Raw genomic sequence first — 23,966 nt, forward strand, 5'->3', positions numbered from 1 at the left:
GGCGATGACCTGGAAGGGATCGGACGATGGCCTTGGAATGCACCCTTGTACGGACCCCCGCCTCCGGTGTGGCGGCCCTGCCCCAGGAACTGACTATTGCTGTCCCGGCGGGCACCCCCGGGGAGACTGTCCAGGCTTTGATCCGCGAGGCATATGGAACCGGCCTGCTCAACGTGGCAGGGCAGCCTCTCGCCAATCTAAGTGTCGGCACACCGCCCTTGGTCCACGGAGCTGTCGTGGTTGACGGAGCTGTTGTGGATAGCTATCCGGGACAGAGTTTTCCCAAGCCGGATGCCGCCCCACTTCCCCTTATGCTGCTGACACATTCGGGTCCTGCAGCCGGTTCCATCTTCAGCTTGGAGCGGGGCAGGTTCACTATCGGACGTGGTCAGGCCGATATCACGGTGCCCGACGCAGGGATGTCCCGTCAGCACGCAGTCCTCGACATCTCCGGTACAGCAATGATGTTGAGCACGCTTAAGGGTGCTGCGTCCACGTTCTTGGAAGGAAGACCCGTGCGGCGGCAATCCCCGGTGTCGTCCGCCTCAAAGATCCGCTGCGCAAATTCGGACTTCGGGATTGAGCCGGGGGCCACCGCCTCCGACGCGTTGCGACATCAAGCGGGCTTCTCTGTGGAACGTCCCCTGGAAGTGCAGCATGACTCACCCGAACGGAACCGCGCCGCGCTGGTAGCCCTGGCCGGAGCCCCCATCATTGCGGGCATCGCTCTGCTGATCTTCACGGGCTCCTGGATGTTCCTGGGATTTACCGCCATCTCCGCCCTCACCATGCTGCTCCCCGTTCTTAGCGGCAGAAAGGGACGCCGGGACCGGGCGCAGGCGGTTGCCCGAGCTGTTTGCGCCGACGTTAAACGGCGGGAACGCTGCTCTCCGTCCGCTGCAGAGCTGGTCATGTCCTGCCTCGGCTCCAAGGACCTCCCCGGGTTGACAGCGGCTGACACGGAAGGGGGACTTGATGGCCGGCCGGAAAAAGGAATTCCAAATGAACCCGAGCCGGGGGCGGGCCGGACCGGCTGGATCCGTCTGGGCACTGCCGAAGCCGTGGCCAACATCCGGTTGCTGCCGCACGATCCGGGCTTCCGGCCGCCCTCCATAGGACGTGCGGCATTGACCCTGGATCCGAGACAGAACGCAGTCAACCTCCAAGGACCCCAACACCATGTAGACGCGCTCCTCCGGTTTATGCTCATGCAGTTCGCCAGTCAGCCAGGGTCCGAAAAAGAGCAGGTGATCGTGGTTGGTCCCGTGCACCGTTTGCCCCTCTGCGCAAGGTTCCTGCCCGGAACGCATCTGGCCACCAACCATGCCTCCGCTCTTTCCCTTCTCCGTGGGCGCACCGGAAAGACACGCGGCGGAAAGACAAAGGGGCAGTTGATCCTGATTGACGACCACCCTCAAATCCACACGGGATCAATGCCACCACTGGTGGAGACATTCCACCAGGCAGGATGGCGGGTCATCGACGCCTCCGCCGCCAGGACGTTCGGCGGCACGTCCATCACCCTGGAAACGTCCGGCACCTCCGCAACACTGGACAACGGTGAAGGCCCCCGGACGTTCACTCCGGATCTGGTCCCTGCAACCGTCTTCGATGCCTTTTGCCGCAGGGCAGCTGCCAGGGCACCGGCAGGCGCCGACGTCTTGCCGGGTATCCCGGACCGTTGCACCCTCGAGGACCTTCTTGGGATGGGTCCCCGCCACGTACTCCGCCGTTGGGAGCATTCCCCCAGGAAAGAAGGACTTGTAGCGGCAGTGGGCAGGGGCAGTGACAGGACGATGACCTTCGATTTCCATCGGGACGGTCCGCATCTGCTGGTGGCAGGAACCACGGGCGCCGGGAAATCCGGACTCTTGCGGACGCTGGTGGCCTCCATGGCACTGACCTACCCACCGGACCACACGACCTTCCTTCTGGTGGACTTCAAAGGAGGCTCGGGGCTGGGAGCTTTATCCGGACTTCCACATTGCGTGGGGTTTCTGACGGACCTCGGAGAGCATCAGTTGGACCGGACCCTGACCTCGCTCCGCGCCGAAGTCAAGCATAGGGAGAAGGAACTGGCGCTGGCCAATGTGGTGGACCTTGCGCAGTACCAGCGCTCCACCCTGCAAACCTCCTCGCCCCTGCCCTATCTGATCCTTGTCATTGATGAGTTCCGCATGTTGGTGGACGATGCGCCTGGCGCACTGCGGGAACTCATGCGGCTCGCAACCATTGGGCGCTCACTGGGTATTCACTTGGTGATGGCAACCCAACGGCCACAGGGTGCGCTCACATCCGATATCCGGGCCAATGTGACGTCCAGCATCGCCCTTCGTGTTCAGTCCGAAGCGGACTCCCACGATGTTATTGGGCATAAGGCCGCCGCCCTGATCAGCGTGGATCTGCCAGGGCGGGCATTCTTCGCCAAGGCCTCCAGCGCCCCGGAGGAATTCCAGACGGCGACGATGGACGGTTCCGCGGCTGCTGACCATTTCCCTGCCATGCCGCCTCCCGTCGTTCAGTGCACACAGGAAGCCCTGGAACGATGCGGTTTCTTCGCGGAATCAGGTACAACGGTGGGCAGGAGTCCGGGTGGCCCAGCGGCCACGGAGAACGAGATGGAGAGGGTCGTGCGCATCACGCGTGGACTGTGGGCCGGTTCCGGCAAGCAACCGCCACGGCCTCCAGTAGCCCCGTCACTGCCTGCAGCGCTGTCTTGGGCTGAAGAGGTTGCCGGCACCGACGGCGACGACCCATCAGAAGCGGCCGCCGCGGTATCCGCCGAGGCGCTGATGCTCGGCCTCGTGGACGTACCTGCGCAGCAGTCAGTGAACCCGCTGTTGTGGTCACCCTGGGTGGACGGGCATCTGGCCCTGATAGGAAACGACGCCAGTGGTATGTCCCAGTGTTTCCGGGCCGTCGCCGCAATGGTGGTCTCGCACCGCAGCCGCCCCCATGTCTATGCCCTTGATGGGGCCGGCCTCCTGGACGACATCGCTTCGGATGAGGTGCTCGGCGCCCGCGCGACACTGGCAGACCTGCCGGTAGCAGGCCGGGTTCTGCACCTCATCAAAGCAGAAATGGAACGCCGGCGGAGCTCACCATCCGTTACCGGGGCCAACCCGCCACTGGCTCTTCTCATCAGTGGCTGGTGCTCATGGGTCACCACGGCCCGCAACGGACAGTACAGCTGGATGGAGGAGACTCTGCATGACATAGTCCGCGACGGCCCGTCGAGAGGCATCTCGGTCCTCATCTCCGGTGGGCGGGAGCTTCTTGGCTCCCGCATGTTCGGGGAAATCGCAAGCCGTGCATATTTCCCCTGTGGATCAACGGATGAGTCCCGCTTCCATTGGCCGCGGTTACCGGACATGGCGTCTGTGGTGGGCAGGGCCGCCATCACAGGGGCGATCTCGGGAGGACGGACGGAGGTGGCGCAGTTCAGGATGCCTCCGGCCACCGTGCCGTGGCCGTTCCGCGAACTCGAGGCTGCAAAATATGGGTTCCTCGTCCAGCCGCTGCCCTGGCCGGTCAGCAGCGGCAGCCTCAGTGTCACGTCAGGAGGCTCACGTGGCCCCCTGTGGGTCGGCGTCGGGGGTGATACAGCCAGCCCTGTGGCCTTGCCATTACCCGACCGTGCAGTCTGCGCCGTACTGGGCAGCCCGCTTTCAGGGAAAAGCACGCTGCTGGAGTCCCTGCGAACACTCAATCCAGCTGTCCCTTGGCTGTTTCCCCAGGGTGATGGATTGAGGACTTCCTATGTCTGCTCACTGGCGCGACGGGCAACCGCGGGAGTTCTGGATCCCGACAGCATTTTGCAGATGGACGACGCCGAGTTCCTGGACGCGCAGGGGCGGCAGGCGTTGGAAGCCTTATTCGGCAAAATCCGGGGAGTGGTCCTTGCAGCGACAACCGGAGCGTCGCTGGTCCACCAGATGCCGCTGGCCCACCAGATCAGAACGTCGGGATGCGGCGTGATTCTGCAGCCAAGGACACCGCACGACGCTGAACTGCTGGGCACGCGGGTGATTGCTGACCAATTGGGGCCAGCCGGGCGCGGCTACATCATTCAAAAGCGGAGAGTAACTCCGTTTCAAACCGCCGTCACGACTACTTAGAGGGCTGCGGATGTGCCGCCTGTGCGTGAGGCGTAAGCGATGACATCTTTCTGGAAGAGGAACACGATGGCAGCCAACGGGGGCACAATCATCGCCAGGCCGGGCAGAATCAGGCCACCCGTGAGCGTTGGAAAGCCAATAGTGAGAACAAAAAGCTGCGCTACCAAAGCAGCTGCGCGCGTCCATCGGTATCCGCGGAAAAGATAATGCCCCACCGCAAACAACCACGCGGAGAACGCCAGGAGCAGCCCCAGGGTGAAGATGGCCCCCCAAAACGTCAATACCGGGGCGCCGCTGATCAGCTCAAAGGCGTACCAGGCGGCGGCGCCCAGGAGCGCGAGAGCCTCGAGAAGGACAACGACGGAGATTACTGCGATACCAAGTGGCTTGCCTTCGGCACGGTTAAGGCCGGACGAAGCTGTTGTGGAGGTTGCAGAGGGCTCTTCTCCGTCAGGTTCCGGAGCGGATGAGGCAGGGTTTACGGGAGGTCTTGACACACTGGCACACTACCGGAGATAGTCATCTAGCAGTGAGGGCACTGGCGACTGATGTGATGCATCGCTCACGGATTCCGGGCATTTCAACCTCTAACACCCCTTGTTTACAAGGCGTTAACATGAAACGCTTGACTCAGACGACCAAGGGGGCCCATGCGGGCCCCTTTCCTTTGGTACCTCTCGTGAATGTTTTCACAAAAGGGCCTACTAGTTCTCACGAATGGAGTGACTGATCAGCATGGATTGGCGTAATCGCGCAGCCTGCCTCGAAAAGGACCCGGAGCTCTTCTTCCCAGTCGGCAACACGGGGCCAGCACTTCTCCAGATCGAGGAAGCAAAAAGCGTCTGCCGTCGTTGCCCGGTTGTGGACACCTGCCTGCAGTGGGCTTTGGAGTCCGGCCAGGACGCCGGAGTCTGGGGCGGCATGAGTGAAGACGAGCGCCGCGCCCTGAAGCGTCGCGCCGCCAGGGCACGTCGCGCGTCCTGACATACCAAGTGTGGACGGAAGGCCGTGGACCCCGGGGTCCACGGCCTTCCGTCATTTAATCACCATGATCCAAGACCACACCAGCGGTGATCAGGTACGGGCAAGGTTCAGGTTCAACACAATTTCGACGGCGGTGCCGCCACCTTCCCGGGGTCGCCACTGAATGGACCCTCCGAGCTCGCTCGTGACCAGCGTCCGCACGATCTGCAAGCCCAGGCCCTCGGTGTACTGCCCCTCCGGCAGGCCGATGCCGTCGTCGGCAATTGTCACTGTCAGGAATTCGTCGTCACCATCACCAGCGGCCCGATCGGCCAACAACCACACGGTTCCCGTGCGATCCTCCAGGCCGTGCTCGACAGCGTTCGTCACGAGTTCATTGATGACCAGCGCCAAAGGCGTTGCGAAATCACTTGGCAATTCCCCAAAGAGGCCTGATCGCTCGGTCCGCACCTGCTGGGATGGCGATGCCACCTCGGCAGACAGACGGAACTGGCGTCCGATGAGTTCATCAAAATCAACGCTTTGAGTCAGCCCTTGCGACAGCGTCTCATGGACCAGCGCAATGGTGGCAACTCGCCGCATGGCCTGCTCCAGGCCTTGTTTGGCCTCATCGCTGACCATGCGGCGGGACTGCATCCGCAACAGCGCGGCCACTGTCTGAAGATTGTTCTTGACCCTGTGATGGATCTCCCTGATGGTGGCGTCCTTGGTCACCAATTCCATCTCCCGCCTACGCAGTTCCGAGACGTCACGGCAGAGGACCAGCGCACCGAAGCGTTGCTGCTCATCACGCAGGGGTATGGCACGCAGTGACAGGCTGACTCCCCTTGACTCAATCTCGCTGCGCCACGGCATCCGCCCGGTCACCACCAAGGGCAGGGTCTCGTCAACCATTCTTCTGTCCTTGAGCAGCCCTGCAGTCACTTCGGCAAGCGAGCGGCCTTCCAGCGACTCAACTTCACCCAGCCTTCGGAATGCTGAAACCCCGTTGGGACTGGCGTATTGCACCACGCCCTCGGCATCCAGCCTGATGAGCCCATCGCCCACACGCGGCGCTCCCCGCCGCGACCCCGTGGGAGAGGCGAAATCGGGCCACAATCCCAGTGTTCCCATCCGGAGGAGGTCGTAGGCGCACTGCCGGTAGGTCAGTTCCAACCGTGACGGCATTCGTGAACTGGACAAGTCCATGTGCGAGGTGACCACGGCGAGCGTCCTGCCGTTGCGGACCATGGGTACGGCCTCGACCCGGAGAGCCATCTCGCTGCTCCAGCTGGTTTCGCTGGAGCGTTCAATGGACCGGCTGTTCCACGCTTTCTCCACCAAAGGCCTGAGGTCGGATCGAATGCCCTCGCCCACGAAGTCCGCGTGAAACACCGTGTGCGATGTTGATGGGCGTACGTGGGCGAGGGCTATGTACCCGAATTCCGGGTGCGGAAACCACAGCGCCAGGTCTGCGAAGGCCAAGTCGGCCACCATTTGCCAGTCACCGACAAGGAGGTGCAGCCATTCGGCATCTCCAGGCCCGAAATCAGCGTGTTCCCTGATGGGGTCTGTAAAGATTGCCACTGCACCTCCATTTGCGACGCCGGGTGTTGCCCCTAGCGTCGAACGATTGACCTCAAGAGCCTTAATGCTACCGATAGTGAAGCCATGTCATCGGCTTCGAGGGCGTTCACCTCATCAAACATGGTCTTCGCCCGGCCCAGTTGCTCGGCATTCTGCGCCTCCCAGTCGCCCAGGCGATCCTCGGCCGAGGTTCCGTCCTGCGTCGACTCAAGGACCGACGTCGTCATGTCCGCCACCGTTGAGTAGAGGTCATCCCGCAGCGCGGCGCGTGCAAGGGCCTGCCAACGGTCGTCGCGGGGAAGGGAACTGATTCTTTCCAGCAGCGAATCCACGTGGAACCGGTTGAACACCGTGTAGTAGACGTGCGCTACGTCCTCAACGCTTTCATTACCGGCACGGGCAATCCGTGCAACGTCAAGAAGCGCGTAGCTTTCGAACAGCTCCGCCCACCTGTGAGCGAGGTTATCGGGCAGTTCCCACCCCTGTGCCTTCTCCAGCCAGCCCGCAATGCGCACCTTGTCCTCGCCGCGCAGGTAATTCACCAGCTTTGTACGCAGCGGGGCGAGCATGGGCTTGTAGGCATCCACCACGTCGGCGATGGGTTGGGACGCCATGCCCTGGCCGAGGACCCAGCGCACCGCACGGTCAAGCAACCTGCGGATATCCAGGTGTACTTCGCTCCAGTGCTCCGTGGGGAATGACGCCGGCAAAGCGTTGAGTTCGGCAACCATGGGGTCGAGGTCAAAGATCTCGCGCAAGGCCACGAACGCCTTGGCCACGGCGACTTCGTTTGCGGACGTCTCTTCGATGGCCCTGAAAGCGAAGGTGATACCACCGAGGTTGATGATGTCGTTGGCAACCACCGTGGCGATGATTTCACGCCTCAGCGGATGCGAGTCCAGTTCGGCGTCGAACTTCTCCCGAAGCTGCTTCGGGAAATATTCGCGGATGGTATCTGCGAACCAAGGATCATCGGAAAGGTTGCTGTCCCGGAGTGCAGCCCCAAGTTCGATCTTGGCGTAGGCAGCCAGAACGGCCAGCTCAGGGGACGTCAGGCCTTGGCCCTGCTCCAACCGGGCCCGAAGGGTGTCGGTGGTGGGCAATGCCTCGAGGTCCCTCTTCAAGTCCGCGGACTTCTCCAGCCAGTCCATGAGACGTTCGTAGCTGGGGCTCCACTCGGAGACACGCGTGCGGTCGTTGAGTAGGAGGATGTTCTGGTCAATGTTGTCCTTCAGGACCAGCCGCCCGACTTCGTCGGTCATGTCAGCCAGGAAGGAAGCACGCTCACTGGCGTCCAGTTTTCCGGCCGCCACCATCCGGTCAACGAAGATCTTGATGTTGACTTCATGGTCCGAGCAATCCACACCGGCCGAGTTGTCAATGGCGTCAGTGTTGAGGATGACACCTTGAAGAGCAGCCTCGATGCGCCCGCGCTGGGTCAGCCCAAGGTTTCCACCCTCGCCAACCACCTTGACCCGGAGGTCGCGTCCATCCACCCGGATGGCGTCGTTGGCTTTGTCCCCAACGGCTGCGTGGGTCTCTGTGCTGGCCTTGACGTAGGTGCCGATGCCGCCATTGTAGAGAAGGTCTGCCGGCGCCAGCAGGATCGCACGGAGTAGCTCCGGCGGGCTCAGCTGGGTCGTTCCCTCGGGCAGGCCCAGCGCTTTGCGCGCCTGCTCGGAAACGGGGATAACCTTCGCGGAGCGCGGGAAGACGCCGCCGCCTGCGCTGATGAGCGAACGGTCGTAGTCGTCCCACGACGAGCGCGGCAGGGCGAACAGCCGCTCCCTTTCGGCAAACGAAGAAGCTGCATCCGGTGTGGGATCCAGGAAGATGTGGCGGTGGTCGAAGGCAGCCAGCAGCCTGATGTGCTGTGACAGCAGCATGCCGTTTCCGAAGACGTCGCCGGACATGTCTCCGACGCCCACTACGGTGAACTCATCCGTCTGCGTATCAAGGTCAAGCTCACTGAAGTGGCGCTTTACCGACTCCCATGCACCGCGGGCGGTGATACCCATGGCCTTATGGTCGTAACCTACAGAACCACCCGAGGCGAAGGCATCTCCCAGCCAGAAGCCGTACTCTGCTGCGAGGCCGTTGGCCGTGTCGGAGAAGGTCGCGGTGCCCTTGTCAGCGGCAACCACAAGGTAAGAATCATCGCCGTCGTGCCGGACGACGTCCGACGGCGGCACAAGCCGCTCTTCCTCCCCTGACGTGACGAGGTTGTCGGTGATGTCCAGGAGTCCCCGGATGAATGTCTTGTAGCTTTCAATGCCTTCAGCCATCCAGGCTGCGCGGTCCACGGCCGGATTGGGAAGTTTCTTCGCGAAGAAGCCACCCTTGGCTCCGGTGGGGACGATCACCGCGTTCTTCACGGTCTGGGCTTTCACCAAACCAAGGATTTCGGTACGGAAGTCCTCGCGTCGGTCAGACCAGCGGAGTCCACCCCGGGCCACCTTGCCGAAGCGCAGGTGAACACCTTCCACGCGTGGGGAGTACACCCAGATTTCGAACATCGGCCGCGGGAAGGGAAGCCCGTCAATCGACGTGGGATCCAGCTTGAAACTGACGTAGCCCTTGTTTTGGAAGTAGTTGGTCCGGAGGGTCGACTCGATCAAATTAACGAAGGTCCGCAGGACACGGTCCGCATCCAGTGTTGCGACCTGATCGATGGATTCCGTGAGGGCCAACCGCGCTTCAGCCTGTCGCTGGGGGCGCTCATCCTCGGGGACACTCGGATCGAACCGGGCAGAGAACAGGTGGTTCAGTCCACGGGCAACTTCAGGGTTGCCCAGAAGGGTGTCGGCAATGAACCCGAAGGAATTGGTGTTGCCCATCTGGCGCATGTACTTCGCGTAGGCACGGAGCATCACCACCTGCTGCCAGTGCATTCCTTCACGGAGTACCAAGCGGTCGAAATTGTCCGATTCCACCGATCCGGTAAGGGCAGCCCCGAAGGCTTCGCTGAGGAGCTCACCGGTCCCCACCGGGTCAACACCGCTGGGGTACTTCAGTCCCAGGTCGTAAAGGAAGAAATCCCTGTTGTCTGCCGTCTCAATCTCAAACGGCCGCTCGTCCAGGACCTCCAGGCCCAAATTGTGGAAGTACGGGAGGATCTGGCTGAGGCTCTTGGGCTCCATGAGATACAGCTTGACGCGGGCATCCTCTTCCAAGGATTCGCCTGCGCCCGCGGGAAGGTAGACGTGCACGCCGGGCTTGGTGTTCTTGGTGTCCAGACCAGCGCGTTCTGCTTGCGCGCCGTACCTCTCAAACCTTCCGATGTCCTCCAGTGCATCTTCGACTTCGTAGTCCACGCGGTAGCTTGCCGGGAAGGCCTCAGCCCACAGCCCCGAAAGCAGTTCAGCTTCGGCGGCTGGACGATGTTCGCGCAGGACTTCGGAAATTCCTTCGCTCCAGGACCTTGATGCACGCATGAGCCGGTTTTCGAGCTCCTCGACGTTGACGTCGGTGAGCTCAGCTGCGCGCGGGAGCCTGATCCTGAAAAAGACGCGGGCCAGTGCGGACTCTGTGATCCGTGCTTCGTAATCGATGCTCTCAGCCTGGAACGTCTCCCGAAGTTCCTGCTCAATGCGGAGACGGACGCTGGTGGTGTAACGGTCACGGGGCAGATATACCACCGCGGACATGAAGCGGCCGTAGATATCGGGGCGAAGGAACAGCTTGGTGCGGCGCCGCTCCTGCAGCCGCTGAATGCCGGTGGCTGTCGCCGCGAGATCCGGGATCTCGATCTGGAACAGTTCGTCGCGGGGATAGGTTTCAAGTATCCCCAGCAAATCCTTGCCCGAGTGCGAGTCGATGGGGAATCCGGCGTTGCGCAGGACTGCATCCACTTTGTCCCGGACAATGGGGATGTTCCGGACGGAACCGGTGTAAGCGCTGGTGGCAAACAAGCCAATGAAACGGCGCTCACCGTTGACGTTGCCCATGGCGTCAAAACTCTTCACACCGATGTAGTCCAGGTAGGCGGGCCTGTGAACGGTGGAGCGGGAATTTGCTTTCGTAATGACCAGTGCGCGCTTTTCGCGGGCACGCTTGCGGCCAGCTTCCGTCAGGTGCTGTACCTGCCGTGTGGTGTCGCCTGCGCGCAGGAGGCCGAGGCCGCTGTCCTCCCTCAATTGAAGGACGTCTTCTCCGGAGTCATCGACGAGGTCGTACTCGCGGTAACCGAGGAAAGTGAAGTTGCCGTTGTCGAGCCACCGCAGGAGATCCTGCGCTTGCCGGAGCTCGGCCACCTGCTCGGGATGCGAAACGCTTCCGAGGGCTTCGGCCAACTCGAGGGCCTTACTGCGCATCCGCGGCCAGTCCTCGACTGCGGCCTTCACATCGCCCAGAACCCGGTGGAGACCTTCAATCAGTTGCTCCCGGACCTCGTCGCTGACCCGGTCAATCTCGACAGCAATCCATGACTCCATGTGGGAGGCGTTGTCGCCGTCTCCCAAGAGGTGGGCGATGCTGGGAAGGGCTGCGGTGTCGCCACTGGATATGCCCACATTGGACGGCACGCGGGAGGTGCCGGCAAGTTCCCCTGTGGTCCTGTTCCGGCTGACCACAAACAGCGGGTGCATCACCAAGCGGATGGCACAGTGCTGGCGGACCAGTTCGGCGTTCACCGAGTCAACCAGGAAAGGCATATCGTCACTGACAATGTAGACGACGCTTCGATCGGACTCCGTGTGGATGTCCACCACAGGATTTCCGGGGCGGCGGGACTGCGCCACCGTTTTGTGGTGGGTGGCCCTTGCTATGAGCGATTCAGGCGAGTAGGCCCTGGAATCCTCCTCAGCGAGGTGTTCATAGTAGTCACCGAAAAATCCTTCCCGGACAACTGCTGCATCGGACCGATCCTCCACGCTGGATCCTGACGACATCGACAAACGCCTCCATCACAAGTTGATTGCTGCGACTCTGCAGCCCACATGGTGAGCCTAACGCTTCTGACGGTGAAGGGCTCTGGTTGAACGTCTGAAAGAATCGCGTTTTTGCTGTTCAGGCGCACAGACGAGTCCCGCGATGGCTCTGCGAAGGCCCGAGTCGGGCGCAGACTCAAGCAACACCGATCCTGAAAGCAGGGCCGCGTCGCACACTGCATCGTCGCCAGGCAGGAAGGCCTCTATCGCAGCGCCGGGCACGAACCGGTTCCAGGCTTCCTCCACTTGAAGCCGCGGCGAACGGCCTGCGGCCGATCTCCTGAGCTTGTTGAGCACAACTTTCGGGGATGCCTGCGGCACAGCCGCTTCAAGCTCAGCCAGCCCGCGGACCAACCGGGGCAACCCAATGGCGTCAGCGGTTCCCACGGCGTAGACAGTGTCCGCCATTTCCAGGCTGCGCAGCGTAGAGATATTGCGACGCGGCGCCAAAGTATCGAAGCTGAGTTCCTCATCCGCCTCCAGGCAGAAACCGGTATCCACCACCACGACGTCGGCTGATCGCCTGGCCATCTCAAGGACGGCGGTCAACGCCCCTTCCCGCAGTTCAGTCCATCGGTCAGAGCGGGTAGTGCCGCTCAGCAGCATAAACGCGCCCGCCGGAGTGAAGACTTCGACGGCGGCCGCCTTGAAGGAAGCGGTGGTGAGCATCCCCTGGTCCGCGAGCCTGCATGCTTGCGCCAAACCGGCAGATTCCTCGAGGAGGCCGAGCACGGCCGACATGCTCGCGCCGTAACTGTCCGCATCCACCAGCACCACTTTCTTGCCCGCGCCGGCAAGTTCGGCCGCCATATTGACCGCCACAGTCGTCCTGCCAGGCGAGCCTATGGGGCCCCACACTGCGATGACTTCACCGGGTTCACCTGCCTCATCCTCCGCCTCCGCGGCGTCAGCCATGGCTTCGAAATCCGCAGCGGCGGACGGATCCGCGAATCCGCCCGTACCAAACCGCGGCGCCGCCTTGCTGTTCGAGCCCACACCCTCCACTGCTTCAGCGATCTTCACGGCCAACCCGGAAGGATCGATTCCGACGCCGGCCGCAACAACGCCAATGGATTCCAGACGGCGTGTTTCCACGGGATCGTCCGTGAGGGCCACTACTGACACACCCACCGCGGCCAATCGGTCCACCAGCGTGGTGGTCAGTTCCTCACTGCCGTCGACGATGACAGCAGCTACGGCCAGTCCGCTCTGGCACGCTGCCATGAGTTCGGTAAGCTCGGAACACCGCCGGACCACCGTCACGGGACCGTGGAGTCGCTCCAGCCCTCCTGCGACATCCGCCCCCGCCTCACCGACCGTGATGACCGGGAGGTTCACAGTACGCCGCCCGCCGGGTTCCACACCACGGAGACCTTGGCCTCGTTCGCCAGGGCGCCCAACAGGCCCGGCATTTGTTGGTCGGTGACCAAAACGAGGATCACCTTGTCCCTGGAAGCACCCAACGTTGTTGCTCCGGACGTCACTTGTGCAATTTCAGCACCTGGCAACAGCAGTTGCGGATCGTCATAGGCCTTGCCAGAGCCCGGCAAAGCCACCCAGACATCAACGCGGGCGCCGGCCACCGCCTGCGGCGGGAGATCCTCTTCCAAAGCGATGGCCACCGGCTTACGATTCAGCGCGTCAGCTTTGCCGATACTTTCCTGAGGCACCAACTGGTTCTTGCCCACCCGCTGAACAGCAACTCCTCCGTCAACAAAGCCTTGCTCCACGGTAAAGTAGCCTGCCTCGATGCCATCGAGCCGGACTTCGACCACGATCAGATCCTCCGGAGTGACGGGCTGCCCCACTGAGATCTCTTCGCGGGCGGCAAAGACCTGAATGGTCTTGTCGGCAGAGCCCACCAACACCACCACCCCGGCGATCGACGCAAGCACCAAAAGAACGCCGATCAGCAACCGAGGGTCTTTCCATGACGGCTTCTTCAAACGTTGTGCAACGGCCGGACTCGAACTCATGCTGGTGCTCCCCAATAAGCGCTGCGGCAAGCCGTGCGACATGCCACCCCATTCTTACCGGCGGCCTGCTCCCATCCCAAAGCCAACGGCTGCAAAATGGCGCCAATTGTGGATAACTACCCCAAAAGGCACCAGCGGTGGCAAACTGGACACATGCCCCGCTTCCTGACTCTCGCAGACGTTGCCGAACAGCTCCAGATAAATTCTCCCCAGGCCTATGCACTGGTGAGAAGCGGCGAACTGAAAGCGATCCAGGTTGGCGGCAGGGGTCAGTGGCGCATTGAAGAAGCAATGCTGGAGCAATACATCCAAGACCGCTATGCCGAAGCCAGCCGAATGATCGAAGCGGCCAAAGCCAAAAGCGCCTAGTGCTGAAGGCTTCCGCCGCCAGTGGACCGGAAGGCCACGATGGCAGCCACAGGAATGGTCATCACCGACGACACATTCCCGGACCGCCGCGCTTCTCCGCGCGGAACCACAGCAAAGTCAATGTAATCTTGGCCCACCCGGTCCATCACGCCGTGAAGCCTGTGGGCGTCTCCACTCCCGGCCGCAAGGAAGACCTCAAGGGCTGACCTGTCACGGGCCAGGGCGCGGAGTACGGAAGCTATTCCCAGGGTTCGCCTGACCTGCGACGATTCCTTAAGCACCGACCTTCCCAGGCCTTGGCAGCTGACCACCGAGCGCTGCGGAATCAGCCACTGCCGGGAGTCATCAGAGACAACGAACCAGTCGCTTCCAACACTGTCCATTCGACCACGGACCAGCTCGCCGTTGGAAAGCAGGATTGTCACGCGGCCTCCGACGGCGCCCCTGAGACGGTCGCTAAGTTCTATGCCGCCAAATTCGATTCTCGCCCGTTCGGTAACCTCGGATTCCCGCAACAAGGCAAGTTCCGCTGAGTACTGTGCCTGCAGGTCGTCAAAGAGAGAGTCCCATCTCATGGGGTCAGACTAGGCTGCAGTGAGCAAGCCGACCAATTCGGCCCACTTTCAGCGGAGTCGATTGGACAAGGACGGACAGAAGGGTCAAACTGTGTCAAACAACATCAAATGACATAAAAAGACCCGAGGATGTGTAATGGTGCAGTCACTTCGCAAGGACGCCGTCTTGGCGGCGACCACCCTGGGATTGGGTTTGGTGTTGAGCCTCCTTGGCATGGGCCTTGTGGACCAAGGCATGTCGGCTGCACAACACGGCCAACGCATGCGCCTCGATCACTTGGTCGCCATCACGGCAAGCACCGTGGGGCTGGCGATAGTGGTGTGGTGGGCAATGTCGTTCGCAGTCGCCCTCCTGGCGGCCGGATTGGCGGCCAGTGGACGGAGCCAGCGCGTTAGGTCGGTAGCGAAATTCAGCCCAGCGTTCATGGTGCGGCTTGCGTGCGCAATCGTCAGCCTCAACTTTCTGGGCGCCGGGGTTGCACATGCCGGCAGCGCAGTCCCCGACCCCGGATGGCATGTTCCCAACAGCGGCGCCGCCGGGTCCTCGGAGGGCAAGGCTTCACCGCTCGCCGAGCGGATTCCCTCATCGGTCAAGAAAGAGGGCGTCGTTCCTGCTGGTTCCATCGACCCCCGATGGCAGCCAATGCCACCTGTCGTCGAGCCCGGACCAATCAGCCGTCCGCAACTTCGGCAGAGTCCTGGTCCGGCCGCTGCCCTCCTGCCCGATGACGGCATTGCCGTCCGCCCGGGTGATTCATTGTGGTCGATTGCGGCCGCTCGGCTGGGCCCACTTGCCACCGATGTGGACATAGCGCTCTCGTGGCCGGCTTGGTACGAGGCCAACAGGGACATCATCGGAGAAGATCCCACCGCACTTCAGCCAGGGCAGGTACTTCGGCCCCCCGAACCCGGCTGATCTCCCCTTCCTCAACTTAAAGTCCGCGTTCCCAGCCTACTCAGGGGCGAACACGCGCTCAGTCCCTTTCAGCGTCATCCCAGCATCAGCCACCCGGGTCAGGTGTCCCCACGCCTCGCCTCACGTTGTGAATGCCAGAGGTATGACCATGACCGTAACTGCTCAACGCCGCCCCATCGGCCGCCAAGCACCCCAGCGCTCCACTCCAGTGCACGGATCCAACAACAGGGACATCGACGTACGGCTCGTAGCACGGAGTATTGCCCAGGCAGCACTCGAAGTACTCGCAGGTACACGCCCTGTGCAACAACTCGCCCGGTCCTTGGACCCCGACTGCTACGCGTCGTTACAGCACAGGGCCGCCCTAACACGAAAACACGCGGCCCGGATCCGGGGAAGCCTCCAGCCGCACCGCAGCCCAATGGTCCGGTCCGTCAGGGTTTGCCCCATCACGGATGTCATTTGCGAGGCCAGCATTGTTGTTGCCGAGGAGCAGCGCTGCCGGGCTGTGGCCATGAGACTGGAACGGCTCGACGGCGTGTGGCAGGTAACAGCTTTGGAGATTGGCTAGGACACGACGGCGAAGGACCCTGGGCACCGCCCAGGGTCCTTCATATTCCGGGTCATCCCGGGTTGCTTACCACCTCAGCGTCGAGAGACGCTCAAAGGTAAGAGCGTCAGCGCCGCTTCTTCTTGTTTGCCTTGCGCTGCTCCTGGCCGGCCGCCTTTGCAGGGTTTCCGGAACGGCCACTGCTGCGGCCTTCTATGCGGGTCTGCGTTGCACCGTCCTCACCGGGTGCCGTGTACTGCAGCTGGGCCGGCTTCTCGGGTGCTTCCAATCCGGCGGCACGGATCTGGGGGTCGTGATGTTCTGTATGGGTTCCAGCCGTGGTGTCATCGGCAACAACCACATCTTCGGCCGGAGTGACCTCAACCTCGAGGTTGTACAAGAATCCAATGCTTTCCTCACGAATGGCTTCCATCATGCTCTGGAACATGACGAAACCTTCCCGCTGGTACTCCACCAAGGGATCACGCTGGGCCATGGCGCGCAGGCCGATACCCTCCTTGAGGTAGTCCATTTCGTAAAGGTGTTCCTGCCACTTGCGTCCCAGAACAGACAGCACAACGCGTCGTTCGAGCTCCCGCATGCTTTCGGAGCCCAAGGATTCCTCACGCGCTTTGTACACAAGGCGGGCATCGGAAAGGATCTCGTCCTTCAAGAACTCCGCGGTGACCCTGGACTTGCCACCAGCTTCTTCGATGATGTCATCGGGTGTGACAGTTGCCGGGTAGAGAGTCTTCAGGTTGGTCCACAGCTGGGTGTAGTCCCAATCATCGCCGGAGCCTTCTGCGGTGGCCGCATCGATCAGCGCATTAATGGTGTCCTCGAGGAAGAACTGGACCTTCTCGTGCAGATCGTCACCTTCGAGGATCCGACGCCGGTCGCCATAGATCGCCTCGCGCTGGCGGTTCAGGACATCGTCGTACTTCAGCACGTTCTTGCGTTGCTCCGCATTGCGGCCTTCAACCTGTCCCTGTGCCGACGCGATGGCACGGGAGACCAACTTGGACTCAAGGGCCACGTCATCAGGAACCGAGCTGTTCATCAGCCGTTCCGCAGCCCCGGAGTTGAACAACCGCATGAGGTCATCCGTCAGGGAAAGGTAGAAACGCGATTCGCCCGGATCACCCTGACGGCCGGAGCGGCCACGCAGCTGGTTGTCGATCCGTCGGGATTCGTGGCGCTCGGTACCCAGGACGTAAAGTCCGCCAAGGTTGAGGACCTCTTCGTGCTCGTCTTTGACCGCCTGCTTGGCAGCGGTCAGAGCCTCAGGCCAAGCGGCCTCGTATTCGTCGGAATTCTCTTCAGGATCCAGGCCGCGCTTTGCAAGCTCAGCGATCGCGGTGAATTCCGCATTGCCGCCAAGCATGATGTCCGTTCCACGGCCAGCCATGTTGGTTGCCACGGTGACGGCGCCTTTTCGACCCGCCTGGGCAACGATGGAGGCCTCACGGGCATGGTTTTTTGCGTTCAGTACCTCGTGCCGGATTCCTTCCTTGGCCAGAAGGGTGGAGAGGTATTCACTCTTTTCAACGCTGGTGGTACCCACCAGGACCGGCTGGCCCTTTTCGTGGCGTTCCGCGATGTCGGCCACAACAGCATCGAACTTCACTACCTCGTTCTTGTAGACGAGGTCGGACTGGTCGATGCGCTGCATGTCCCTGTTGGTGGGGATGGGGACGACACCCAACTTGTAGGTGCTCATGAACTCGGCGGCCTCGGTTTCGGCCGTTCCTGTCATGCCGGCAAGCTTGGAATACATGCGGAAGTAGTTCTGCAGCGTGACCGTGGCAAGAGTCTGGTTCTCAGCCTTGATCTCCACATTCTCCTTGGCCTCAATGGCCTGGTGCATGCCTTCGTTGTAACGGCGACCGGCCAGGATGCGTCCGGTGTGCTCATCAACAATGAGGACTTCGCCGTCAAGGATGACGTAGTCCTTGTCCCGCTTGAAGAGTTCCTTAGCCTTGATGGCGTTGTTGAGGAAGCCGATAAGCGGCGTGTTGGCGGATTCGTAGAGGTTCTGAATACCGAGATAGTCCTCGACCTTTTCGATTCCGGCTTCGAGGACGCCGACAGTTCGCTTCTTTTCATCGACCTCGTAGTCGACCTCGGGCTGCAGGCGCGTGACGACCTTCGCGAATTCGCTGTACCAGCGGTTGGTGTCACCCTGGGCCGGACCGGAAATAATCAGCGGCGTCCTGGCCTCGTCAATAAGGATGGAGTCGACTTCATCCACGATCGCAAAGTTGTGGCCGCGCTGCACGAGTTCGGTGGCATCCCAGGCCATGTTGTCGCGCAGGTAATCGAAGCCGAATTCGTTGTTGGTGCCGTAGGTGATATCCGCGGCGTATTGCTGCCGGCGGACGGTCGGATCCTGATTGGACAGGATGCAACCACTGGTGAGGCCCAGGAACCGGTAGACGCGGCCCATCAATTCGGACTGGTATTCGGCGAGGTAATCGTTCACGGTGACAACGTGAACGCCTTTGCCGGACAGGGCGTTCAGGTACGCGGGCGCGGTGGCAACAAGGGTCTTGCCTTCACCGGTCTTCATTTCGGCGATATTCCCCAGATGCAGGGCGGCTCCGCCCATCAACTGGACGTCGAAGTGGCGCATGCCCAATGTCCGGGACGAGGCTTCGCGGACGGCAGCAAATGCCTCAGGCAGCAGGGCCTCCAGCGTCTCGCCATCCTGGTGGCGGGCGCGCAGCCGATCCGTTTCTTCACGGATCTCAGCATCAGTGAACGACTTAAAAGACTCTTCAAGGGCATTGATGGAATCGGCATAGTTCCGCAGTTGCTTGAGTGTCTTTTTGTCACCCGTGCGGAGAAGTTTTTCGATTAGTGATGCCACGTGAAATTGCTCCCAGTCTCATGCTGCCGAATTCTGGCTGTCTCAGTCTACGGGAGAGACCATGGACACGTTGCCGTGTTCCCCTCTCAGCGGACTGTTATGCGCTGGAGGGCTGTGTCTGGCGGGATCCGCACGCTACGGCTTCTGCCAGCGGTCCGGAAAGGTCGCCCGCAGGGGAAACCACAATCCCCGTTAATCCCAGCCATCCAGCCATCAGTTCAAGTTCAGCGGCGAGCTCGACGGCGGTACCGGCCGGAGCGTCCACCTCACCAAACGCAGAGCGCACCAGGAGCTTTCCTGCTGCGCGGTCGGCCTTGAGGTCCACCCTTGCCACCAGCCTCTCCCCTAGGAGAAATGGCAACACGTAATAGCCAAAGCGGCGTTTGTGGGCTGGAGTATAGATCTCTATCCGGTAGTGGAAGGCGAACAGTTCCTCCAGCCTGCGCCGTTCGAACACCAGCGAATCGAAGGGGCTCAGCAATGCCCTGCCTTCGGCTTTCCGTGGCAGCACAGCATCCACGTGCATGTACACATCCCGGTCCCATCCCCTGACTGCAACAGGCTCCAGCCGGCCGGCCTCCACCAGCCGCTTGACGGCTTCGGTTCCGGGCTTGATGGGCGTCCTGAAATAGTCGGAGAAGCACCGGACAGTGCCGATGCCATGAGCCTGGGCCGCCGCCTCAATGAGCCGATCCAATGCGGCGGCCGGGTCTTCTTCGGCCACCACCGGATGGGGCATCACCTGCGCGGTTGGCGCGTATTTTCTTTCGAATTGGCTGGTTCTTGAGGCGGCCGAGACCAAGCCCTGCTCGAAGAGGCGCTCCAGGACACGCTTGACCGTGTTCCAGTTCCAACCCCAGTTTCCCCTGTCTGCCTCGGGGAGGTGGCCCAGCGCCGCCGTCAGCTCAGTTGCTGTCATGGGCCGCCCTGCGCTGAGGGCAGCGAGTATCCGCCCTTCCATGTCCACCACCACGTCGGGCTCCAGGTCGTGGGCTCCTACCCAGGCACGCTTCTGCCAGAGCAGCAGATCCTGGAAATGCTCCGGCCGGATGAAGCTGGCCTCGTGGGCCCAGTACTCCACCATCTTCCTGGGGCGGCGCCCGGCCAAGGTGTGAAGGATCCCCGGATCATAAGGGCCCAACCGCGAGAAGAAGGGCAGGTAATGGCTCCGGGCAACCACGTTGACGGAATCGATCTGGACGAGCTGGAGCCGGGCAAAGGTCCGGCCCACCGCCCGTGATGTCACGGGACCGGCGGGCCGGGTCTTTGCCAATCCTTGTGCAGCCAACGCGATCCGCCGTGCCTGTGACAGGCTCAGCGAACGGGTCATGGATGCCCCTTTCGGAGGATTACGGACTTACTTCGCAGAGGCAGCTTGGTCATCCGAGCGGTAAGCATGGATTTTCTCTTCCACGGCTTCTTCGCCCGGCTCGCACGTGGAATCGAGCGTGATCACACCATAGGTCCAGCCGTTGCGGCGGTACACCACTGACGGTGCATTGGTCTCCTTATCCAGGAACAGGTAGAAGTTGTGCCCCACCAGTTCCATGTTGTCCACTGCATCATCGAGGGTCAGTGATGCGGCCGGGAAGACCTTGCGGCGGATCAGGACGGGGGAATCGCCAGCGGGAATGTCGTTCTCAATGTCGTAGGGAGACCGCTCGTCCGTTGACGCTGCCGGTTCCTGGTGGTTGCTCGCTTCGACGTACAGCGGCTCATTGGCGCTGGCGGGTTCAAGCTCTGCGGTGGCTTCGCGCACGGCCTTGGGGGTGTGACGGCCGTGGTGGACCTTCTTGCGGTCCTTTGCCCGACGCAGCCGTTCCAGCAATTTGTTGTAAGCAAGATCGAAAGCCGCGAATTTGTCAGCGGCTGTGGCCTCGGCACGGATAACGGGGCCCCTGCCCAGGACTGTCACTTCAACGGTGAGCTGTCCCGGCGTCTGCCGGGGATTGGTTTCCTTGGAAACTTTGGCGTCAACTCGCTGGACCTTATCCCCCAGCGATTCAATCTTCGAGATTTTCTCGCCGGCGTATTCGCGAAAGCGGTCAGAAACTGTGAGATTTCGTCCGCTGATCATGAACTCCATGGTGCCCTCCAAATAACTCGGTGACACGACAACGACTCTGTTGGGGGCTGATCTGACAGACAGTCGAGCCCCTTTCCGAGCCGCTATCGACAGGTACATCTTTTCTCGGTACCCACAACCGACGTTAGTTCATCGTCACGAGTTATTCATCCTTTGGGCCTTTATTTTTTGTTTGCGTCCTCTTGCCCGCGGTCATTCGATGCGTCCCTTCGCTGTGGGCGTATGCTGGTGGCCTTGTGGCCGCAAGCACCACCGCGCCGCACACTACTCCCCCCGCGTCGTTGAGGGCCCGCGCTGCTTCCGCAAGTGTTGCTCCTGTGGTGAGTACATCGTCCACAAGAATGCAGCGCGTACCCCTGATCTTCCTGGCCCACCGACGCCGAACACGCATGGATCCCCTGACTCTTCCGGCACGGTCTCCGCGCCCCAGCCCCTTCTGTCCGCCACTTCCGGGCGGCTGCAGGCCCGTCAACTCTCCCGCTGCCCTCCGCACCATACCCAGAACAGAGCGCCAGGCTTGGCCTGCATCAGGCTTCACCCACCGCTTGGCCAAAGCGTCGAAGGCCCGGCACCCAGGATGCAGACGGCGCCGGCGACTCCAGAAGAGCAACAGGTGTACCGGACTGAACCCACGCCGTACAAAGGCCGATCCACTGCTCGGAACCGGCACCAGCACGTACCCGGGGCGCCCACCAGTGGCCGACGCCACGGCCTTTCCCAGGCAAGAGGCCAGTACCACAGCCACCCGCCAGTGGCCCGAGCGTTTGAAAGCGAGGAGGCTCAGCGCCAACTCATCACGGTAGGGCCCCGCGGCCACCACAGCGAGGCTTGCCGCCCCCTCCACGTCAACCAGGGCCAGCGACAGCTGTTCCGCGCGGAATGGACGCCGGCAAAGCTTGCGCAACTGGTGGGAACAGGCCGGGCACAGGGCGGTGTCTTCAGCTCCGCAGCATACGCAGTTTTCCGGCACCAGAAGGGCCCACATCTCGCGAAGGGCGGTGGAAAAGGCGTCCAAGAACCTTCCCAAGACCCTGCTCCGGGGAGCCCGCCGCCGGCCCCCGGACCAACCAGGCGCCACCAGGTCAGGATCCACCCGTCGCTTGCGCCGGGCGTGACTGCGAACGGGGGCATGGTCTCTGGCTACGAGAATTACAGAGCCGGGTTGGGTGGCATGGGCGACGCGGGTCATCACGACAGTCTTGTCCCAACAGCGTCACCCGGAGAACATGCCGTTGGCCCTATGTGGACAAGACGACACGTGGACAGGACGACGCGTGGACAGGACGACACGTGGACCTGCGGACCGGACCTTAACCGGGGAATGCAGGTTCCAGTGGTCCCTTGAGTTGCAGCTCCCAACCGTTCCCTACCCGTTGGAAAACACCGGCTTCGGACTGGCCGTAGATCTGTTCGGAGCCGTTACCTGCGCTGAGGGTGGTCAAGCCATCCCACGGCGCCAATTGCTGTGGCTCGCCTGAGGACAGGCTCAGCAACTCCGGGACCACTGTGCCAGTGGCGTTGGCGGACATGACGGCCACCGTGGAACCGTTGATCCACACCCCCTGGTTTGCCGTTGCCGTGCTGAAGAGGGTGATGGGAGTGGTGAGGTCCTTGGGGACGCCATCCGGATTCCGGAGAATGCCCGTGATCTGAACAGCGGATTTTCCGTTTGCTTCCGAGATCACCATGGCCCGGGTCCCCTCCCTGGACACCCTGAAGTCTTTCACCGTCCGGCCGGAAAGCCAGGCCGGGGTGATGGTGACGGACGGAACGGCCATCCCCGGAGCGACCCCTGTGGGCTTGTACGCGACGACCTCTGCGGCGCCGGTGGCACCTGGGCCTGCGGTCCAAACCCAGTCCTGCGGACTGAAGGATGGTCCGGTCAGGGTGCTGCGTGTGGTCAGCTGGCGGGCGGCCTGCCCTGGCTCAACGGAATACAGGGTGGTCTTATCGCCATTGAGGAACGCAGCTGTTTGCGAAACAGGCGACTCGGCCGGTGAATGAGGCCCCAGCCCCGATACTGACTGGATGTCCGGCAGGGGCGTGATCCGGTTGTTCTCGTACCGCACCAGGTCGCCGTTGCTGACCGCGATCTGCCGCGCCGGGACACTCTTGTCAACGACCGGTGGCAACACTGTGCCGTTGTCCTCCACCCGGACAAGGTCCTGGTCTGCACGCAGCTGGACGTTGATGACGTCGGGTTGGCTCCTGAAGGTCAACGCCAACTGGTTCTGCATTCTTTGACGGTCCTCGGCGGAAGCATCAAACAGCTCCTTGGCCGACAGGTCCACCTGCGCAGCGCCGGACACCACCGGCACCGATTCACGGGCCAGCTTCATTCCCGAAGGAAAAGCGCTGACGACGGCGCCCCTAAGGTAGGGTGCCGGGCCCGCCAGAAGGGCACTCGTCATTGATTTGACAGTGTTTTTCTTAATGAACCATCGGTAATCAGGAACCGCATAGGTGAAGGAAGGATCGTAGAAATAGATGGGGTTGGCCCCGTAGATCACTTTGAAGGTTTCTTCGGGAATTGCCGTCCCGTCCGGCACCTTGGAAATCCGCCATTGACCTTCCACCTGCTCCATGGTGAGGGGGATGGTTTCCTTGGTGCCCGGGGGAAACTGGGTCGCCACGCCGTCAGCATCCACGGAATAGGCCAGATCCAGCTCGTAGACGTACTCGTTGTCAGCAGCCCCCTTCACCACATGTGCTTCGCGGAAAACGGTGGCCTTCTTGTCGGGCTTCCACGTCACTGACTGGGCCTGGGTGAGGAACTGCCGCGCCACGGGGTAATCGTCCTCATAGCCGCTGCCGGCCATGTAGAAATCTTCGATGATCGTCTCGGGGCTGGATCCCTCCCGGGGGGCCGCGGGGAAGAACACCGGAGCGTTGGGGTTGCCCGCTCCTTCGTCCTTGCTCTTGCCCACGGGGCCGGAGCGCGGGATCTGCGCGCACGCTGCAAGCAGGCACATCAGAACAGCGAGCATGGCCACCACAGCACGTGCCCGCTTACCTGGACCTCTTGTCAT

The 23,966-nt window shown here is 61.9% G+C and carries 16 protein-coding genes; 5 read left to right on the forward strand and 11 right to left on the reverse strand.

The features are described 5' to 3' along the window. Nucleotides 1–26 precede the first annotated feature (26 nt). Nucleotides 27–4,118: an FtsK/SpoIIIE domain-containing protein gene (locus JOE60_RS11805; protein ID WP_167263129.1), complete on the forward strand. Its 4,092-nt coding sequence runs from the start codon at nt 27–29 to the stop codon at nt 4,116–4,118. Here JOE60_RS11805 and JOE60_RS11810 read toward each other — a convergent pair. Continuing rightward, complete coding sequence (locus JOE60_RS11810; protein WP_167263131.1) at nt 4,115–4,615, reverse strand: hypothetical protein; 501 nt, start codon at nt 4,613–4,615, stop codon at nt 4,115–4,117. The genes JOE60_RS11805 and JOE60_RS11810 overlap by 4 nt on opposite strands. A 238-nt stretch (nt 4,616–4,853) precedes the next feature. Between JOE60_RS11810 and JOE60_RS11815 the strand changes: the two genes are divergently transcribed. Then, on the forward strand, nt 4,854–5,102 hold the full coding sequence (locus JOE60_RS11815) for a WhiB family transcriptional regulator (RefSeq protein ID WP_015937605.1): 249 nt from the start codon (nt 4,854–4,856) through the stop codon (nt 5,100–5,102). Nucleotides 5,103–5,192: 90 nt separating this feature from the next. On the opposite strand, the gene JOE60_RS11820 is transcribed toward JOE60_RS11815, so the two are convergent. From JOE60_RS11820 to JOE60_RS11835, 4 genes are read right to left on the reverse strand one after another with little or no spacing between them, the layout of a single operon-like run. Further along, nucleotides 5,193–6,668, reverse strand: a complete 1,476-nt coding sequence (locus tag JOE60_RS11820) for a sensor histidine kinase (RefSeq protein ID WP_167263133.1) — start codon at nt 6,666–6,668, stop codon at nt 5,193–5,195. Nucleotides 6,669–6,700: 32 nt separating this feature from the next. Next, entirely contained in the window at nt 6,701–11,557 is a 4,857-nt protein-coding gene (locus JOE60_RS11825; protein ID WP_167263135.1) for an NAD-glutamate dehydrogenase, read from the reverse strand. A 57-nt stretch (nt 11,558–11,614) separates the two neighbouring features. Beyond that, the gene (locus JOE60_RS11830; RefSeq protein WP_167263137.1) at nt 11,615–12,934 is read right to left on the reverse strand and encodes an AAA family ATPase; all 1,320 of its coding nucleotides are present in this window, start codon (nt 12,932–12,934) and stop codon (nt 11,615–11,617) included. Further along, entirely contained in the window at nt 12,931–13,572 is a 642-nt protein-coding gene (locus JOE60_RS11835) for an SAF domain-containing protein (RefSeq protein WP_167263138.1), read from the reverse strand. The genes JOE60_RS11830 and JOE60_RS11835 overlap by 4 nt, the downstream gene beginning before the upstream one ends. A gap of 153 nt (nt 13,573–13,725) precedes the next feature. Here JOE60_RS11835 and JOE60_RS11840 point away from each other — a divergent pair, with 153 nt between their 5' ends. Beyond that, on the forward strand, nt 13,726–13,941 hold the full coding sequence (locus JOE60_RS11840) for a helix-turn-helix domain-containing protein (protein WP_167263140.1): 216 nt from the start codon (nt 13,726–13,728) through the stop codon (nt 13,939–13,941). Here JOE60_RS11840 and JOE60_RS11845 read toward each other — a convergent pair. Then, nucleotides 13,938–14,516 (reverse strand): hypothetical protein, encoded by a 579-nt coding sequence (locus JOE60_RS11845; RefSeq protein WP_167263142.1) that lies wholly within the window; start codon nt 14,514–14,516, stop codon nt 13,938–13,940. The genes JOE60_RS11840 and JOE60_RS11845 overlap by 4 nt on opposite strands. Nucleotides 14,517–14,652: 136 nt before the next feature. Between JOE60_RS11845 and JOE60_RS11850 the strand changes: the two genes are divergently transcribed. After that, entirely contained in the window at nt 14,653–15,432 is a 780-nt protein-coding gene (locus tag JOE60_RS11850; protein ID WP_167263144.1) for a LysM peptidoglycan-binding domain-containing protein, read from the forward strand. A gap of 148 nt (nt 15,433–15,580) precedes the next feature. Beyond that, nucleotides 15,581–16,003: an Rv3235 family protein gene (locus tag JOE60_RS11855; protein ID WP_239528856.1), complete on the forward strand. Its 423-nt coding sequence runs from the start codon at nt 15,581–15,583 to the stop codon at nt 16,001–16,003. Between the two features lie 106 nt (nt 16,004–16,109). Here the strand turns inward: JOE60_RS11855 and secA are convergent, their stop codons facing one another. The 5 genes from secA to JOE60_RS11880 all read right to left on the reverse strand — a co-directional run bounded on the left by secA (nt 16,110) and on the right by JOE60_RS11880 (nt 23,966). Next, nucleotides 16,110–18,851, reverse strand: a complete 2,742-nt coding sequence (gene secA, locus JOE60_RS11860) for a preprotein translocase subunit SecA (RefSeq protein WP_167263148.1) — start codon at nt 18,849–18,851, stop codon at nt 16,110–16,112. Nucleotides 18,852–18,948: 97 nt separating this feature from the next. After that, a complete protein-coding gene (locus JOE60_RS11865; protein ID WP_167263150.1) occupies nt 18,949–20,181 on the reverse strand; it encodes a winged helix-turn-helix domain-containing protein in 1,233 nt (410 codons plus the stop codon). A gap of 27 nt (nt 20,182–20,208) precedes the next feature. Further along, complete coding sequence (hpf, locus tag JOE60_RS11870) at nt 20,209–20,937, reverse strand: ribosome hibernation-promoting factor, HPF/YfiA family (RefSeq protein WP_167264163.1); 729 nt, start codon at nt 20,935–20,937, stop codon at nt 20,209–20,211. Nucleotides 20,938–21,079: 142 nt separating this feature from the next. Continuing rightward, the gene (locus tag JOE60_RS18535; protein WP_167263152.1) at nt 21,080–22,126 is read right to left on the reverse strand and encodes a phosphoribosyltransferase family protein; all 1,047 of its coding nucleotides are present in this window, start codon (nt 22,124–22,126) and stop codon (nt 21,080–21,082) included. A gap of 121 nt (nt 22,127–22,247) precedes the next feature. Further along, nucleotides 22,248–23,966 carry an LpqB family beta-propeller domain-containing protein gene (locus JOE60_RS11880; RefSeq protein ID WP_167263154.1) on the reverse strand — a complete coding sequence of 573 codons (1,719 nt, stop codon included), beginning with the start codon at nt 23,964–23,966 and terminating at the stop codon, nt 22,248–22,250.

The organism is Paenarthrobacter ilicis, from assembly GCF_016907545.1.
Lineage (GTDB): Bacteria > Actinomycetota > Actinomycetes > Actinomycetales > Micrococcaceae > Arthrobacter > Arthrobacter ilicis.

What these genes read in the sequence shown, in the direction of transcription:
- JOE60_RS11805 (WP_167263129.1), top strand. Translation starts at nt 27, where the DNA reads ATGGCCTTGGAATGCACCCTTGTACGGACCCCCGCCTCCGGTGTGGCG.
- JOE60_RS11815 (WP_015937605.1), top strand. Translation starts at nt 4,854, where the DNA reads ATGGATTGGCGTAATCGCGCAGCCTGCCTCGAAAAGGACCCGGAGCTC.
- JOE60_RS11825 (WP_167263135.1), bottom strand. Translation starts at nt 11,557, where the DNA reads ATGTCGTCAGGATCCAGCGTGGAGGATCGGTCCGATGCAGCAGTTGTC.
- JOE60_RS11835 (WP_167263138.1), bottom strand. Translation starts at nt 13,572, where the DNA reads ATGAGTTCGAGTCCGGCCGTTGCACAACGTTTGAAGAAGCCGTCATGG.
- JOE60_RS11840 (WP_167263140.1), top strand. Translation starts at nt 13,726, where the DNA reads ATGCCCCGCTTCCTGACTCTCGCAGACGTTGCCGAACAGCTCCAGATA.
- JOE60_RS11845 (WP_167263142.1), bottom strand. Translation starts at nt 14,516, where the DNA reads ATGAGATGGGACTCTCTCTTTGACGACCTGCAGGCACAGTACTCAGCG.
- JOE60_RS11850 (WP_167263144.1), top strand. Translation starts at nt 14,653, where the DNA reads ATGGTGCAGTCACTTCGCAAGGACGCCGTCTTGGCGGCGACCACCCTG.
- JOE60_RS11855 (WP_239528856.1), top strand. Translation starts at nt 15,581, where the DNA reads ATGACCGTAACTGCTCAACGCCGCCCCATCGGCCGCCAAGCACCCCAG.
- JOE60_RS11865 (WP_167263150.1), bottom strand. Translation starts at nt 20,181, where the DNA reads ATGACCCGTTCGCTGAGCCTGTCACAGGCACGGCGGATCGCGTTGGCT.
- hpf (WP_167264163.1), bottom strand. Translation starts at nt 20,937, where the DNA reads ATGGAGTTCATGATCAGCGGACGAAATCTCACAGTTTCTGACCGCTTT.
- JOE60_RS18535 (WP_167263152.1), bottom strand. Translation starts at nt 22,126, where the DNA reads ATGACCCGCGTCGCCCATGCCACCCAACCCGGCTCTGTAATTCTCGTA.
- JOE60_RS11880 (WP_167263154.1), bottom strand. Translation starts at nt 23,966, where the DNA reads ATGACAAGAGGTCCAGGTAAGCGGGCACGTGCTGTGGTGGCCATGCTC.